General features: G+C 52.1%; 14 protein-coding genes and 1 pseudogene. 4 read left to right on the top strand and 11 right to left on the bottom strand.

Going from position 1 to position 16,234, the window contains the following annotated elements:
• From OXG87_17025 to OXG87_17000, 6 genes and pseudogenes are all read right to left on the bottom strand, one after another.
• Positions 1 to 99: pseudogene (locus OXG87_17025) on the bottom strand (WG repeat-containing protein).
• Positions 100 to 437: 338 nt separating this feature from the next.
• Positions 438 to 1,241, bottom strand: coding sequence for a hypothetical protein (locus tag OXG87_17020; GenBank protein MCY3871255.1), 804 nt, complete (start codon positions 1,239 to 1,241; stop codon positions 438 to 440).
• A 101-nt stretch (positions 1,242 to 1,342) separates the two neighbouring features.
• Positions 1,343 to 2,029, bottom strand: a complete 687-nt coding sequence (locus OXG87_17015; protein ID MCY3871254.1) for a formylglycine-generating enzyme family protein — start codon at positions 2,027 to 2,029, stop codon at positions 1,343 to 1,345.
• Between the two features lie 172 nt (positions 2,030 to 2,201).
• A complete protein-coding gene (locus OXG87_17010) occupies positions 2,202 to 3,335 on the bottom strand; it encodes a hypothetical protein (GenBank protein ID MCY3871253.1) in 1,134 nt (377 codons plus the stop codon).
• A gap of 730 nt (positions 3,336 to 4,065) precedes the next feature.
• The gene (glgB, locus tag OXG87_17005) at positions 4,066 to 5,946 is read right to left on the bottom strand and encodes a 1,4-alpha-glucan branching protein GlgB (protein MCY3871252.1); all 1,881 of its coding nucleotides are present in this window, start codon (positions 5,944 to 5,946) and stop codon (positions 4,066 to 4,068) included.
• Positions 5,947 to 6,945: a dihydrodipicolinate reductase gene (locus OXG87_17000; GenBank protein ID MCY3871251.1), complete on the bottom strand. Its 999-nt coding sequence runs from the start codon at positions 6,943 to 6,945 to the stop codon at positions 5,947 to 5,949.
• A 237-nt stretch (positions 6,946 to 7,182) separates the two neighbouring features.
• Here OXG87_17000 and OXG87_16995 point away from each other — a divergent pair, with 237 nt between their 5' ends.
• Entirely contained in the window at positions 7,183 to 7,746 is a 564-nt protein-coding gene (locus OXG87_16995) for a lactate utilization protein (GenBank protein MCY3871250.1), read from the top strand.
• A gap of 6 nt (positions 7,747 to 7,752) precedes the next feature.
• The gene (locus OXG87_16990; protein MCY3871249.1) at positions 7,753 to 8,949 is read left to right on the top strand and encodes a pyridoxal phosphate-dependent aminotransferase; all 1,197 of its coding nucleotides are present in this window, start codon (positions 7,753 to 7,755) and stop codon (positions 8,947 to 8,949) included.
• Here the strand turns inward: OXG87_16990 and OXG87_16985 are convergent.
• Both OXG87_16985 and OXG87_16980 read right to left on the bottom strand, forming a co-directional pair.
• Entirely contained in the window at positions 8,924 to 9,493 is a 570-nt protein-coding gene (locus tag OXG87_16985; protein MCY3871248.1) for an HAD-IA family hydrolase, read from the bottom strand. The two genes, OXG87_16990 and OXG87_16985, sit on opposite strands and share 26 nt — an antisense overlap.
• A 7-nt stretch (positions 9,494 to 9,500) precedes the next feature.
• Entirely contained in the window at positions 9,501 to 9,854 is a 354-nt protein-coding gene (locus OXG87_16980; protein ID MCY3871247.1) for a cupin domain-containing protein, read from the bottom strand.
• A 95-nt stretch (positions 9,855 to 9,949) separates the two neighbouring features.
• Between OXG87_16980 and OXG87_16975 the strand changes: the two genes are divergently transcribed.
• Both OXG87_16975 and glnE read left to right on the top strand, forming a co-directional pair.
• Entirely contained in the window at positions 9,950 to 10,288 is a 339-nt protein-coding gene (locus OXG87_16975; GenBank protein ID MCY3871246.1) for a P-II family nitrogen regulator, read from the top strand.
• Between the two features lie 13 nt (positions 10,289 to 10,301).
• Positions 10,302 to 13,379, top strand: coding sequence for a bifunctional [glutamate--ammonia ligase]-adenylyl-L-tyrosine phosphorylase/[glutamate--ammonia-ligase] adenylyltransferase (gene glnE / locus OXG87_16970; protein ID MCY3871245.1), 3,078 nt, complete (start codon positions 10,302 to 10,304; stop codon positions 13,377 to 13,379).
• A 54-nt stretch (positions 13,380 to 13,433) separates the two neighbouring features.
• Here glnE and OXG87_16965 read toward each other — a convergent pair whose 3' ends face one another.
• From OXG87_16965 to OXG87_16955, 3 genes are all read right to left on the bottom strand, one after another.
• The gene (locus tag OXG87_16965) at positions 13,434 to 14,426 is read right to left on the bottom strand and encodes a hypothetical protein (GenBank protein MCY3871244.1); all 993 of its coding nucleotides are present in this window, start codon (positions 14,424 to 14,426) and stop codon (positions 13,434 to 13,436) included.
• Positions 14,410 to 15,699 carry a DUF362 domain-containing protein gene (locus OXG87_16960; protein MCY3871243.1) on the bottom strand — a complete coding sequence of 430 codons (1,290 nt, stop codon included), beginning with the start codon at positions 15,697 to 15,699 and terminating at the stop codon, positions 14,410 to 14,412. The genes OXG87_16965 and OXG87_16960 overlap by 17 nt, the downstream gene beginning before the upstream one ends.
• A gap of 13 nt (positions 15,700 to 15,712) precedes the next feature.
• The coding region (locus OXG87_16955; GenBank protein MCY3871242.1) for an alpha/beta hydrolase at positions 15,713 to 16,234 on the bottom strand (522 nt) is incomplete at its 5' end.

Here is a 16,234-nt window from a genome sequence, read left to right as displayed (position 1 = left end):
TCCTTCCCAGTTGATATACCCATACTTGTCACCAATTTTCACACGAGCCAGACCTTCTGAAAAAGACCAGGCAGAGTCAAATTGCGGCTTGATAACATATTCTATCTCGTCCTGTTCCGCATCGGAGTTTGAAAATAGCAGGGTTGAGAAAATTAAGATGTATAATATCTTGTTCATTGCTGTACCTTCCTTTTATTAAAAGCAACCACAGGTAAACACCGATGAACACGGATTTGTGATTCCCGAACGCACAAGAACGCTCGGTTGCCCATCTTCGAACACATTGAAAGGTGGTATAATCCGCATCACAGGCATGCTGCAATCGCCTACCACGCGCATGGCTACGAAGCATGTGCCGTAATAGCCTGCTCTGGAATGTTTTAATCCAGAGATTCTATACGATAGGTTGCATCAATCACAGGCTTGAAATCCAAGCTCTAAATTATCCCCCCAAACATGGGTATTCCATCAGCTATTACTAATAGGATTTGGAGAATTTTTAAGGCTGGACCAGCCCATTGTTTCCATGAAGGGGTATCCTCAGAAGGTGTTTGGTCTAGTTTGTCAAGATATTCTTCAAGTGGCTTAATGAGTTCAGTTACCTTATTCCAGTCGAAACCCTCAGTAGTAATATGTTCTTTAAGTGGCTTAACGAGTTCAGCTACATCCTCTCTGTTGGAACTCTCTGCGGTTGTTTGGTCTAGGTCGTCAAGACGTTCTCTAACCTGCTCAAAGAATTTCTGAACCTTATTCTTATACTTTCTCATAACAAACGCGATCTGTGTACGGGTATCCTCTGTCTGTTGCTCAAGATGATAAATGCGGTTAGTCGCCGCTATGACTGATCGGGTATTTTCTGACAATTCTAATCTGAGATTCCCGACGCGGTCAGTTGCCTCTGTGAGCGAATTGTTGCTGGCTTCCAGCTTAGTCTCGAGATCAGAAATACGGTTAGTTGCCTCTGTGAGCGAATTGTTGCTGGCTTTCAGCTTAGTCTCGAGATCAGAAATACGGTTAGTTGCCTCTGTAAGCGAATTGTTGCTGGCTTTCAGCTTAGTCTCGAGATCAGAAATACGGTTAGTTGCCTCTGTAAGCGAATTGTTGCTGGCTTCCAGCTTAGTCTCGAGATCAGAAATACGGTTAGTCGCTTTTTTTAGATCACCTTTGGCGCGGCTTAAAAATATGGCAAGTATTATTATAGCCACCAATGCGAGGCCAACCATCACCATTTCCATTTGCATGACATACTCCTTTCTGAAAAATTACCGATATGGCGCGAATGCGCCGCCGTGTGGACTAAGTTTTTATACGACATAATTTTACATTTCAAAAGAACCAAGAACTAAAAAGACCGGGCAACCCGAAAACCGCGGGCAGAGGACCGGATGAAGCCCTTGTCGCGATTCGCCGAACGCAAGTTCCTCGGCCCGTTGTACCACGCACCACCACGCAATACGCGATAAAGGGTGTCTTCAGGCTCCCTCGCAGAACCGTCTAAAGGTGCGCCCCTGTAATTCTCATTCCAATAATCCTGCACCCATTCCTGCACATTACCGTGCATATCGTGAATGCCCCAGGCATTGGCAGCAAATGATCCCACTGGCGCTGTCTGCTTATCATCCCACTGACTGCCGCAACCTATGCAATTGGCACGGTTGACACCGATGCTGTCCCCCCAGCTATACGCCGTCTCGGTGCCTGCGCGCGCCACATACTCCCATTCCGATTCACTCAATAAACGATACGTTTTACCCGTCCGGGCAGACAACCAATGAACATAAGACTGCGCATCGTTCCAACTCACATTCATCACAGGACGATTCCCCCTGCCCCAGCCCTCATCATCCGGAACATAGCTTCCACAACCTCCTGCATCTATACAGGCATACCATTCGGCAAATGTTACCTCATATACACCCACCGCAAACCGGTAATCTATACGCACCCTGCGCATCGGTCTTTCATCATCGTCACCTCCCTCACGCTTGGGTGACCCCATCGTGAAAATTCCCGATGGTATCATCACCATCTTTGGACATTCAGCACAGTCTTGAAACGTCTCTCCAGATGAAGGTGCACTATCCCCGGTATTCTGTTGTGACCAAAGGGGTAGGCTCAGAAGGATTAATACACCTGTACAAATACAGTGGCGATACATCTTGTCTCTTCTTTCATTAATATTTTTGAATGACATTTGGATCTCACCTCGCTGTTTCCACGATGATACGCGCCTTCGATCCGGCTCCTCCGCGATGACGCCATACCTGCGTTTCTGTGTTCTCTCCAGTAACACGGATCTCGCCCGTGTTAACGTCTCTGTGGCTACAGTGGTCCCCCTTGTATCCCGTACCGTTGAGGGCTGTCAATTCCACTGCATAGCTCTCGCCTGACCACACATCCAGTGTGTAACAGTCCCAGTCGTTGTCAATTTCTCCGGAAAATATGCTCCTGCCATCTACGTCAACGCGGATCTTGTCGCCGTCTTCGCACTCGTGGTCTCGTACGCAAACCTTCAGGGTTCCTGTCGAGCCTCTGATTTTCATTGAAAAGTCCTGGATGGCCTGATCACTGGTGGTGCCCAGGCCGCCGTAGGCATAAATGTGGCTCCTGTAGTCCGCTACCCATATAGTCGTTCCATCTGACCAGATACCCGTAGGGGAGGTGTTTCCTGCGGCGAGATCGAATTCCTTGCCCCGGTCACGAGCTTTAGATCTCATGTTGTAGGCGTAAATTTTATGCCGATAGCCGTCTGCTACGAACATGGTCGTCCCGTCTGACCAGATTCCGTCAGTGCTTTGCTCTCCGGCGTCTTTTAGCGTATTGAAGTCCTTGTTCGGGTCATGAGCTTTAGACCTCATGTTGTAGGCATAAATTTTATCGAATTGGTAAGAGCTTTCCTTCACCCACATGGTTGTTCCATCCGACCAGATTCCTTCAGGGACGTCGTGTTCTACGGCGAGATAGAAGTCCTTGTCCCGATCATGGGCTTTGGATCTCATGTTGTAGGCATAAATCCTACCGTCAGCAAGGTCCACCACCCACATGGTCGTCCCGTCTGACCAGATCCCTGCAGGAGATTCGTTTTCAGCGGCTAACGTATTGAATTCCCTGCCTCGGTCACGCGCTCTGGTCCTCATGTTGTAGGCATAAATTTTAGCGCTCCTGTCCGCCACCCACATGGTGGTTCCGTCTGACCAGATCCCTGTGGGTTTTCTGTTTCCTGCGGCGCGGAGTTTATCGAAGTCCCTGTCCGGAACGTGGGTCATGTCGCCAGTCAATGCCAGACCTGTCAACACGAATACCAGACACATGGTTAAGATCGTACGGTTCCACATAGATGCCTCCTTTATATGCTTGTTCTCCGACTCACACGCGATGTTGGTGGATCTGCTGATATGGCGTTGAAAATGGGATGGGCGATAGAAGGATGCCTAAAATCCCATCTATCGCCCTGGACCGGGCTATCTGAGGGTGAGTCGCCCGGCAAGTTCTCTAAGTGAGGCGTTCAGGACCTGGGTTTCAAGCCTGTGTTTGATGCTGCTTTGGTCAAGTCTGAAAAGTTCTGTAAAAAGGTAGCCCCGTGATATAGGACAGAGATTTTTGTGTATTTTCCTCCCATGGACAACGTTGTTGCGCGGTGTTTGTGACGAGTCATCTTCTTAAACAGAGTGGGGTATGGTGTGTTGGACTATTCCCGCTCTGTATGTTGCGGCAGAAGACCACAGGCTGACTACCAATCCGACGGGGACCTTCTGACGTTTTTGCTGTGAAATATCACGGCTGATTCTCTGAGCCTCAAAACGGTTCAGGTTTTGGGTCACAGATCCTTTTTTGGGTCACAGATCCTTCTTTGCAAATGTGTTTTTAACTATGCAATATCCGTGCCAACGTGGATTTTTTTAAGGCATTTTTAATCATAAAGTATTATTTATATTGAAGTAATTAAAAATATTATATAGAAATCAGTCTGAAATTTTATATTTTTAATCTCCATATATCGTGATATTTCACCATATATGGAGATCGCCGATATTAAGAATATATGAAACACAATTTAGGGAACTTTTACCCGGGTTTAAACATGACAGCTGCAAGTGGGGGGAGGGTGATTTGCAGGGATTGCGGATGTCCGTGACTTGCGATGGGTTCGGTGTGGACAGTGCCGAGGTTGCCCATGTTGCTGCCGCCGTAGCGTTCGGCATCGCTGTTGATGTGTTCGCGGTAGGTGCCTGCGGTGGGTACGCCTATGCGGTAGTTTTCTCTTGGGATGGGGGTAAAGTTGCAGGCAAAGATCAAAGGGGTATCGTGTGATCGCGCGCGGCGCAGGAAGGATAGGACGCTGTTTGAGGCGTCGTGGAGCGAGATCCATTCAAAGCCTTCGGGTTCAAAATCTCGTTCGTAGAGTGCGGGTTCTCCCCGGTAGAGGGTGTTGAGGTCTCTTACAAAGCGCTTCAGGCCCGCGTGGTCGGGGTCTTCGAGCAGGTGCCAGTGTACGCTTTCCTGTGAGTTCCATTCTTGCCACTGGCCGAGTTCACCGCCCATAAAGAGCAACTTTTTGCCGGGATGGGCGTATTGAAAAGCATAAAAGGCGCGCAGATTGGCAAATTTTTGCCAGCGGTCGCCGGGCATTTTGTCGATGAGGGCGCGTTTGCCGTGAACGACTTCGTCGTGGGAGAGTACGAGGATGAAGTTTTCGTGGAAGGCATAGACGAGGCCAAAGGTGAGGTTGTCGTGGTGGTATTTGCGGTGGATGGGTTCTTTGGAGATGTAGGACAGGGTGTCGTTCATCCAGCCCATGTTCCATTTGAATCCAAATCCGAGGCCGCCCAGATAAACGGGGCGGGAGACGCCGGGCCAGGAGGTCGATTCTTCGGCGATCATCAAGACGCCTGGGAACTTTTCGTGGATGAGGGTGTTGAGCTGGTGCATAAAGGCGATGGCGTCTAAATTTTCTCTGCCGCCATATGGGTTGGGGATCCATTCGCCTTCTTTGCGCGAGTAATCTAGGTAGAGCATGGATGCAACGGCATCGACGCGCAATCCGTCGATGTGATATTTTTCAATCCAGAAGAGGGCATTGGCGATCAGAAAATTGCACACTTCATTGCGTCCGTAGTTGAAAATTAAGGTGCCCCAATCGGGGTGTGTCCCCTGCCGGGGATCGGCGTGTTCGTACAGGGCAGAGCCGTCAAATTGCGCGAGTCCATGCGCGTCTGTTGGGAAGTGTGCGGGTACCCAGTCGAGGATGACGCCAATGCCGTGGGCGTGGCAATGGTTGACGAGGTATTTGAAATCGTCTGGCGTGCCAAAACGGCTGGTTGGCGCGTAATAGCCCGTGATCTGATATCCCCAGGATTCGTCTAAGGGGTGTTCCATGATGGGGAGGAGTTCGATGTGGGTGTAGCCCATTTCGAGGACGTATTCGACGAGTTCATGCGCGAGTTCGCGGTAGGTGAGCGGTCGGTTGTCTTCTTCTGGGTTGTGCCGCCAGGAGCCGAGGTGCACTTCGTATATGGCGATTGGTTCGGTGTAGGGGTCTCTTGTCTGGCGGGTGTGTAGCCATTCGCTATCGGACCACAGGGCGTCGTTAGGCTGGTACACGACAGAGGCTGTGCGCGGGCGGTGTTCCATACAGAAGGCATAGGGGTCGCTTTTGGTAAAGATATCGCCGTTTTGGGTTTTGATTTCGTATTTGTAGAGGGTGCCGGGCGTCAGGTCGGGGATGAATAGTTCCCATACACCCGTGCTGCCTCTGTTTTGCATGGGGTGCTGGCAGCCATTCCAGGCGTTGAAGTCGCCAACCACGCTTACGCGCCGGGCATTGGGCGCCCATACGGCAAAACGCACGCCTTTTTCTGTGGGGTGTGCGCCGAGGCAGTCGTAGATGCGGTGGTGATTGCCTTCGCTGTGCAGGTGCAGGTCAAAGTCGCCTATAAGACGGGGCATCTATTCCTCAGGGGTTTCTTGAGCGCAGGAGAGTGGGGGGATGTCGATCATGGTGCGCAGTCCGGGTGCGGCAGATGCGACTATTGGGATGGCATTGGCGATGACTGCACAGGTGGCGATGTCGCCGTTGATGCCGCCGGGTATGATGAGGTCGTAAGCGGGTGTGCCATTGATCTGGATGCGCTCCTGAGATTCGATTGAGTCGCCGTTGTGTATCAGTTGTCCGACTGCGGCTTTGAAGATGAGGGTGAGGACTTCTCGTCCGTTGTGGTATCCCCGTCCCGTTTGCAGCACGCCTGCACAATGCCCCGGTTTTGCGAGGACGGGTTCCACGATGTCTTCGGTGTGGTCGAGTTGCCATCCCAATCGGGCGGCGATCATGTGCATGGATTCGGTGAGACCGACGTGTCGGATTTTTTGTTGGGCGACGAGATTTTGAAATTCTTCAACGGTGAGTCCCGCCCCTATTTTTTGCTGAAAGGGGAGACGGCGCGCAGAGGCGTCCTGGGTGCGTTCTATGCGAATGGATTGCACGGTGTGACACACGCCCGTGGCCGCTGTGGGCAAGAAGTCCATGAGAAAGCCGGGGTTGATGCCGGTTCCGAGAACTGAGACGTCGCGTTCTTTTGCCCAGGTGTCGATGGTTGTGGATAATTCGGGTTGTGTTGTCCAGGGATAAGACAGTTCTTCGCAGGTTGAGACGATGTTGACGCCCCGGTCGATAATTGCTTTTAATGTGGGGGCGATGCGTTGGAGTTCTGATACGGTTGTCACTACGGCAAGGTCTGCGTCGGCCAATCCCCTGTCGAGATCATCGGTGATAGCTATGCCGAGGGGTTGGTCGCATTGGCTCACTTCGCCCAGGTCCTGACCTGTTTTGGATGGGTCAATGTCAACGGCACTGACGATTTCAATGCCCGATCGTTTTACCAGATAAGGGGTGAGCATCTGGCCGAGTGGCCCAAGGCCGATTTGTGTGATGCGTATTGGAGAGTGCATGATAGTTTCCAGTGAACAATGGATAGTAAGTGCGGAATGGAGTAAAGATAAAGTGGAGAGTTCAAAGGGTAAAGGGTAAAGTAGCGGTGTACTCTGTATGTGTACTTGCGTGGAAAGGTATTTCACATTAATTTGAATGCTCTTTGATACTTTGATAAAGCGTTGCAATAAATGTCCCCTGAATGAAAATTAAAACGCGAATTGGGGGCGGGATAATTTTTAGTTGATAGGTGGATTATGAGTGATGAATTGATTGATGCTTTTGTTGAGAAGTACGCGTCTTTGTCCGGTGTCGCACATGTGGCTGAGGATGCTGATGCGGTTGCGCCCATTGTGGTCAGTGTGCTCAGGGAGGTGGGCTGTGAGCGGGTTGTGTTTGCCGAGTTGCCCGATGGGTTGGGCGATGCTGTTGAACGCGCGTGCGTGGATGCGGGAATTGATGTGCGCGTGCCGCCTTTTGACAGTTCTGAATTGCCCCACGCGATTGATGCTGCCGAGGCGGGGGTGTCCTGGGCGGTTTTTGCAGTGGCTGAGTCGGGTAGTCTCGTCGAGTTTGCTCTGGACGATGCCGTGCGTCTTGTTTCGACTTTGCCTCGCGTACATATCGGTATTTTTAAGGCGAATACGTTGCTGGAGAATTTGAGGGATGCGGCTGAGCCGTTGCGCCAGTTTTATCTGGATCATCCCGAAAATGCAACGGCGACTTTTATTTCTGGACCGAGCCGAACCGCAGATATTGAGATGCGGCTGACGCTGGGGGTTCACGGTCCCGAAGTTGCACACGCAATTGTTATTCGGTAAGGTGAGATGATGAATATTGCAAATCGCATGTCGCTGTTGGGTACGGAGTCTGCTTTTGAGGTGCTGGTAAAGGCGCGCGCGCTGGAGGCGATGGGACACGATGTGGTGCATTTGGAAATTGGCGAGCCGGATTTTGATACGCCCGCGCATATTATCGAGGCGGGACAAAGAGCGCTGTCAGATGGGTTTACGCATTACGGTCCGCCCGTGGGATTGCCCGAGTTGCGCGAGGCAATAGCCGAAGAGATTTCGACTACGCGACAGATTGACGTGCATCCCGATCAGGTGGTGGTGACACCCGGTGCCAAGCCGATTATGTTTTATTCTATACTGGCATTGGCAGAGCAGGGTGATGAGGTGATTTATCCGAATCCGGGTTTTCCGATTTACGAGTCGGTGATTCGGTTTGCGGGTGCGCAACCCGTGCCTGTGCCTCTGACGGAGGATCGCGGGTTTAGCCTAAATGCGGATCAGTTGCGCGATCTGGTGACAGAACGCACAAAGCTGATTATTCTAAATTCACCGCAAAATCCCACGGGAGGCGTGATTCCAGAAGGCGATTTGAAGGCGATTGTCGAGGTGGCGGTCGAGCACCAGATTCCCGTGTTGTCCGATGAGATTTATTCCCGGATGGTCTATGGTGATGAGTTTCACAGCATTTCGGCGTGTGAGGGTATGGCCGATTTGTTGATTATTCTCGATGGGTTTTCCAAGACGTATGCGATGACGGGCTGGCGCATTGGCTATGGGGTGATGCCGATGGATCTCGTGCCGCATTTTGACCGTCTGATGGTCAATAGCAATTCGTGTACGGCTGCGTTTACGCAAATGGCGGCTGTGGCTGCGTTGAAGGGTCCGCAGGACGCAGTTGAGGACATGATGGCTGCGTTTCGCAAACGGCGTGCGATTATTGTAGAGGGGTTGAATGCGATTGAGGGGGTTACATGCCCGATGCCCGAGGGGGCTTTTTACGCGTTTCCAAATATCGCGGGATTGGGCAAGTCGTCTGCGGCGGTCGCGGATGTGATTTTGAATGAGGGACACGTAGCGTGTCTGGCGGGGTCGGGTTTTGGAGAATACGGCGAGGGGTATTTGCGGTTTTCTTACGCGAATTCTGTGGAAAATATCGAAAAAGCGCTGGCGCGTATCCGAGTGTGCGCAGAAAGGTTGGTGTCTGCTAAAGCCGGTCCAGGAGCGGTATGATCGCAGGTAGTGACGCGACCTGGAGATCGTGCGAGAGATCGGATGCGCCATCGGTGAAGTGAATACAACGCACGCGGGCGGCGGCAGAGGCCATGAGATCGTAGCGGCTGTCGCCAATGCTTATGGCTTCGTTTGGGGAAGTGTGGAGGGCTTGGAGTGTTTTGTGGATGAGGTAGGGGTTGGGCTTTATGGGGCCGTCGTCTCGGCTGAGGGCGATGTCAAAGGCGCGATTGAGTCGGTTGATTACGCAGTGCATGGCGGCGCCGTGGTTGTTGGTGACCAGGCCGAGTTTGTACTTGCGCGCTCGCAGTGCGTCGATGAGTTCTGTTGCGCCAGCGCGAATGGCGGCGTGTTGTGCTGCTTCCCATTCTTTTTGGAGTAGGATGTCATTGGCTTTTTTGCGTTGTTTTGCGGGTAAGTTGTCGATGTGTTCGATGATGGTTTTTTCGGGGGGGCAATTGATTTTTGATCGCAACGCCGGCCAGTTGATGTACGATTCTGTGAGCGTACCGTCCATGTCGAAGATGATGGCGCGAATAGTCATTGTTTGCCTATTCGAGAAATACGGTTTGGCGGTCGCCCGATGAAAAGGAGATGATTGCGCGCAGTGGCTCATCGCCGTTGTTGATCGCGTGGTGGATCACGCCAGCGGAAACCCGAATGCTATCGCCCGGTTTGAGTTGATAGCTGTTGTCGCCGTACGTGTGTTCGCATGTTCCGGAGACGACGTAGAGGATTTCTTCGCAATTGGGATGGTAATGCGGTGGATTCTGCTGTCCGGGTTGAATGACGGCCATGCCAAAGGTCTGTTTGGCATCGGGGTCAATGGCCTGGCCCATGAGCCAGTTGAGGGTGCCCCAGGGGAATTCTTCGGCTGTGGTTTCCGATAGTCTCGTAACAGGCATAGCGGTTCCTTTTTCGCGTATTGGTGGTGATTTTTGAATGGGCACAGGATATAGGTTTTTTTGTTCGGTGTCAACATTGCGTTTGGGAGGTTGTAATGAAAAAAATTGAGGCATTTATCAAGCCGTTTAAGTTAGATGAAGTAAAGGAGGCACTCACCGAATTGGGATTGGTGGGGATGTCGGTTGGCGAATACCGGGGGTTTGGCCGCCAGCGAGGGCATCGGGAGTTTTACAGAGGCAGCGAATATCACGTGGATTTTTTGCCAAAACTCAAAATTGAACTGGTGGTCGCTGACGACGAGTTGGAAAAGGCGATTGAAGCTATCCTGGAAGCTGCCACCACGGGCGAAGTCGGCGATGGGAAGATTTTTGTGAGTACTGTTGAACAAGCGATCCGCATTCGCACGCGAGAGACAGGAGATGCGGCGTTATAGCCTGAGGTTCGTTATGGATATTTTTGATTTTGACACACCCGGCGCACGAGACGCGCTTGCACAGGCGGGATTTCGAGATGTTGAACGCGCGTTGCACAATCTCGAAGAGTTGGCTGGCTCAGGGGCTGATGGTCAACTTCCCGATGATTTTTTTCAGGCGTTGGCCGATGCGCCCGATCCCGATATGGCGCTGCATAATTTTGTGCGTATCGCGCAGGCCAGTCGCGCGTCGTTTTTGCACACGCTCAAAGCGTATCCCGAGTTGTGTCGCATGTTGTTGTGCGTTTTGGGCGGTAGCCCTTTTATGGCTGATATGCTGGTGCGCGATCCCGATATTTTTGACTGGTTGACAGGTGCTCCGGATCGCATTGCACAATCGTGTGAGAAAGAACAATTGATGGTGTCTTTTGATCGGGCTGTCGAAGCTGTGGATACGCGCGAAGACAAGCTTAGTGCTGTTCGGCGAAGTGCGCGACGCGAGTTGTTGCGTATTGGCGTGGGCGATCTGGCCGGTGGGCGCGCCATTCAATATGTTGCGGCTGATTTGTCGATTTTGGCAGATGTGTGTTTGCAAAAGCTGATTGATATTTTGTTGCCCGACTTGCAAGCGCGTTATGGCATGCCGCGAAATGGCGATGGACAGCCTGTGGCGTTTGCGATTTTTGGGCTGGGTAAGTTGGGCGGTATGGAACTCAATTTTAGTTCGGATATCGATTTGATGTTTGTCTATAGCGCCGAGGGCAATACAGATGGTGAACGGTCTGTGACGAATCAGGAGTTTTTCACCCGATTGTGTGAGCAAATTGTGCGTGCGGCAACAGAGGTGACGCCAGAGGGATTTTTGTATCGCATGGATATGCGCCTGCGTCCCGATGGCGCGGCTGGCGCGCTCGTGATGCCTCTTGCTGGATATGAGGGTTACTATATGCGGCGGGGCGAGTTGTGGGAGCGGCAGATGCTGATTAAAGCCCGTTGTTGTGCCGGGTCTGAAGCCCTGGGGCAGCGATTTTTGAAGATGGTACAACCCTTTGTCTATCCGCGCTATTTTGATACCAGTCCGGCAACGGAGATCAACCGCGTTAAGGCGCGTATAGAAGATCAGATTGGCAGCAAGGGGCAACGCGAAACGCATTTGAAGTTGCGCTCGGGTGGTATCCGGGATATCGAGTTTATTGTGCAGTGTTTGCAATTGCTGGTGGGGCGCATACACGAGAATGCGCGGTCGGATAATACGCTCGAGGCTATCCGGCAGTTGCAGCGTGTATCTGCGCTGTCGGGTAAGGAGGCCGATCAGCTACGGGATGCTTATGTATTTTTCAGGCGTTTGGAACACCGCTTGCAGATGATGCACAATCGCAGTGATTATTCGCTGCCCGAAGGAGAGGATGAACAGCGCGTATTGGCGCGCACGATGGATATGGAATCTGCTGGGGCGTATCGCAAAATACTGGATGTCCATTTGAAGGCTGTGCAGGAGGTGTATGCCCAGGTCTTTACGGAGGCGCACGAGAGCGAGGGCCGTTCCATAGGCGCGCTGGTCAATATGGAAATAGGCGATGCAGAAGCCAGCGGGTTGTTAGAAGAGATTGGGTTTGATCGGCCGGGCGAGGCGCATCGCAATCTGATTTATCTGGCTTTTGGGCATGTGCCGCGGATTCGGGGCACACGGGCGCGTCAGAGCTTTACAGAATTGGCACCGGCATTGATGCAGGCACTTCAGGAGTCCGCCGATCCGGATCAGGGGTTGAGCAATCTGGAGAGTCTGGTGTCTGCTTATGGCGCGGGCGATATGTTTTTCCGCATTTTGGCATCTAACCAGGGATTTCGCCAACTGATGTTGTCACTGTGTGTGGGTAGCCAATTTCTGGTGCAGGTGATAACGCGCAACCCCGGATTGCTCGATTGGCTGGTTCGTCCAGAGGTTTTGTATCTGGATCCGGAAGCAGAGGTTTTGCATCTCAGTCCGGGTATGGACGCTTTGCGAGAACAGTTGCGCGCACAGATTGAGCAGTATGGCGATACGCCCGAATTGGTGAGTGTTCTAAACAGGATAAAACATCGCGAGTTGCTGCGCTTTGGCACGCGCAATCTCGTGGGCTTGACCGATACATTTGAAACATTTGAGGCGCTGACGATGTTGGCCGATGCGGTTGTGCAGGCGGTTTATGAGGTGGTTTATGCACGGTTGGTCGAAAAACGCGGGGTGCCGCGCAATCGCAGCGGTGAGGAGGTCGGGTTTGTGGTGCTGGGCCTGGGCAAGATGGGTGGAGATGAATTGAGTTTTGGTTCGGATCTGGATATCGTATTTGTATATGGCGAAGATGGCGAAACAGATGGCGCGAGGCCGCAGGGGAATTTGCAATTTTTTATCGATCTGGCACAGCAGATGATCGCGATGCTGGAGCAGAATACCCCGCAGGGGAAGCTCTATCCGGTGGATCCGCGGTTGCGTCCCGAGGGGGCAAGCGGGCTTCTGGCACTGTCTCTGGAATCTTATAGTCGCTATTTGGAGACGCGCGCGTCAACGTGGGAGCGCATGGCATTGTCTCGGAGCCGGGTTGTCGCTGGCGATCCAGTTTTGGGAGAAAAGTTGCTGAATTTGTTTGAGCCTTTTATTGTGGGTAGCGGGTTTTCAGATGAGGAAGTTGCCACGATGCTGGATATTCGCAAGAAGATGGAGCGCAAAGATGGGCAAAGATCCCGTAAGGTGGTGAGTATCAAAACAGATGCGGGAGGGATTGTAGATATTGAGTTTATTGTACAAATTTTGCAGTTGAAGTTCGCCAAAGATCATCCGGAGTTGCGCAGTGCCAATACGCTTGAGGCACTGAGAAGATTGGTAGAGGGCGGGTTTTTGGAGGTAGAAGATGCACAACGTCTTCAGCAAGCGTATGTGTTTTTGCGTACTGTTGAGAAGGTGATCAGACGCCAGGACGAGCAGGCACGCACCCATTTGCCCACCGAAGACCGGGCGTTGACAGCAGTGGCCAGGGCGATGGGGTTTGATACGGCTGAGGTGTTTGAAGATGTTTTGAAGAACGATATGGCACAGACGCGGGCAATTTTTGAGCGGGTGATAGATATCGCGTAGGTGCAGGGTATGTTGTACGGATAGGAATGGCGGTCCCAGGAAATGGGATCGCCTTTATTTTTGGCGAAAATACGCGCGGAATTTGTTTGTCAGGGGGTGGTCGGATAGGGGATAGGCTATCCGGTTTTTGTGTTGTGCGATGCGGGTTTTAATATTTTGCCAGTGTGGCGTTGTCAGGCATATATGGGCTGCGAACAGGTGATAGATGAGGTGATGTGCATCGAGGCGCAGGAGGATGGTTTTGATCGGGGTCGAGTACAATTTTGATGCAAGATGTGCGTAGTATTGCGCAAGCGATGGTGTGAGAAGGGCAATGATGTGACCGCGGGGATTGTGCGCGCCGAGCGATGTCGTGTATTGTACCAGGCGGCGTTCGGGCCAGTCATAGCCAATTTTGGCGAGTTCGAGAACTGTTGCTGTTTCTGGATTTGGACACGCGATGTTGCGGGCGTTGTAGTCGGTGGGACCGATTACTGGCGGTGCGTGGCTGAGTTCGTTTACGAGGGTTTCCCAGGTCGATGGAAGATCTGGCGCGTTGGGATCGCGTACGAGTGATGGAAGCGTTTCTGTGAGTGATTGGGTGGTGTTGTGCCACTGTTCTCGCAGGTCATCTGCACTACATCCGGGCGCGATGTGCGGGATGAATTTGGATCTGTGTTTGTAAAATGCTTTTTCAAGGGCGCAAAGGGTGTTGATGACGGTGGGTGCGAATGGGCTGGGGTCCGCAGTCTGGCAGATGTCGTCGAGGGTGTGATTGCCGCACCATTCGTAGATGACCAGTCCGCCATCAGGATCGGTTGCTATAATGCGGGGGACAGAGACGCCGCTGGCGAGGAGATGGTTGGTAACTTTTTGTTCAACGGCGAGCAAGTGGTATGGTTTGCCGCGCGTGAGCGATGCAAAGAGGTGATGTTTTACAGCAAATACCGAGCGGTCTGCCGTGACTTTCCAGACTGTGTGCGCCCGGGTTTCGCAGAGCGGTTCGATTTTTGCAATGCGCTGTTCCGGCAGTTGGTCGCGGAATAAGCGGTTAATGTTTTCGGTCATGGGCGTGCAGGGTGTTTTCTCTTTTGCGGGACTGGATGAATTCGGGGGCTTCGACAATGCAATCGCGCAAGATACCGAGCGAATCCCTCAGGGCTTGCAGATTTGTTTTTTTCAGTTTGGCAGAGGTGTCGCCCACGTCGGGAAAGCCCTGTGCGTTTGGGGTGAGGTGTTCCCAGTTGCGGAAGAGGCGGCCCCAGTCGCTGTTTAGCACGTCCTGCATTTTGTTTTTCGCGTGGAAAGGATACCAGAAACTGTCGTGGTAGAGTACGGAAGCCATATAAGCCCAGGGGGCGAGGATGGTTTTGAGCGACCATTCGATGGGTTTTTTGAGGCTCCCCCAGTAGATCCTGTGCTGCATTTTAGAGGCAAAGGTCATTTTTTTGTACGGGCCAACAAAGTCCCAATTCTCTTCTGCGGCGTCCAAATCGCCCACAATTTCGATTTGGGTGGGATCCCCGCATCCCAGGCCCAGGTCGTGTGCTATGCGGATGTATTTGATTGAAAGTGGGTCAAAGCCCATCATTTTGGCGGCGACTGCGTCAATGGCGACCTGATCGGCACTGGCGAGGATGACGTTTTTGGTGTGGGGAATCATACAGCGCGGGCCGGGGCCATCGCCTGCAAAGGTGCCGTCCATGACTGCGAAGACACCGCGGTGGATTTTCTTTTGAATCATGAGCAGATCGACGAGGGTTTCGTGAATGACGGGATGTGTCCAGTGACGGCGTTCGTTGAGCAGGCCGCCAAAGGCATTTTTCATGGCGCCTGTGGTGGTGGTAAAGACGTGGGTTTTGACGGTGGGGAAATGGATGATGTTTTCATCAATGAAGCGTTTGGGAATGTGAAAGCCTTTGGGATAGACTTCGTTCAGGCAGAGAAAATTTTCGGTGAGGTCGCCGACTGCGTCGCGTACGTTGATCCATTCTTCGCCTTCGTAGAGATGTATATTTTTCAAGCCGTGCGCTTCGATGACGGGGAGGTGTTTGTTTTCTTTTTCGCCCAAACGTGCGTCAATGACCACGGTTCGGTTGTGGCAGCCGTGAATGAGGTCGGGATCGTAGCCATCCCGTTTCATGGCGCGAATAACACCGTCGAGTTGCCATGGTGTTGTGGAACATCCGGGGAAAAAGAAGTGCCAGGAAATGTTGATCTTGAGCGCGGTTTCTACTTCTTTGGCAATTATATTCTGGTAATCCGCCAGATTGAGCAGGCGGTGGTAGTCTTCAAAGACCGTATGCGGCGATGTGCGGAGGACAGCGACTTTGCTTTGCATGGCGTCTCTCGAGTTATCCAAGGTGTTTTTCGAATAATTGATATGCCTGTTCGCGCATGGCGTTGGGAAAATCGTGTTCGCAATCGGGGTGTTCGACAATCAGATTTTCTGTTGCATCGTAAAGTTCATACACGCGCGAGGCTGCGTTGACAACGGCATCTACACTTTGCCATTTGAAATTGCTATCGCGCAAAGGCGCGGCAATAAAACAGGGTCGGGGTGCCAATGCTGCGATTAAGTCGTGAAAATCAAAGGGTATATCCCACAGCCGATGGGCGTAATTTTTCAATTTGGGCATGTACCGATCCTGCGTCCATCCAGCGAGATTACCGTCTTTGTAGTCTATGTAGGAATCCAATCCGCAACTGGATACCACAACGCCTATGCGCGGCTCAAAAACAGCGGTATAGACCGAGTTGTGTCCGCCCAGGGAGTGTCCGATTGCCCCGACGGGTCCCCGCTTTACATACGGCAGTGTTTCCAGCAGATCGATGGCTCGGATATTGTCCCATATCGCCTTCATGGTTCCACTTTC

This window comes from Gemmatimonadota bacterium, assembly GCA_026706845.1.
Classification (GTDB): domain Bacteria; phylum Latescibacterota; class UBA2968; order UBA2968; family UBA2968; genus VXRD01.
The sequence above is the reverse complement of the archived record's forward strand: the minus strand, read 5'-3'. Positions and strand labels throughout refer to the sequence as shown.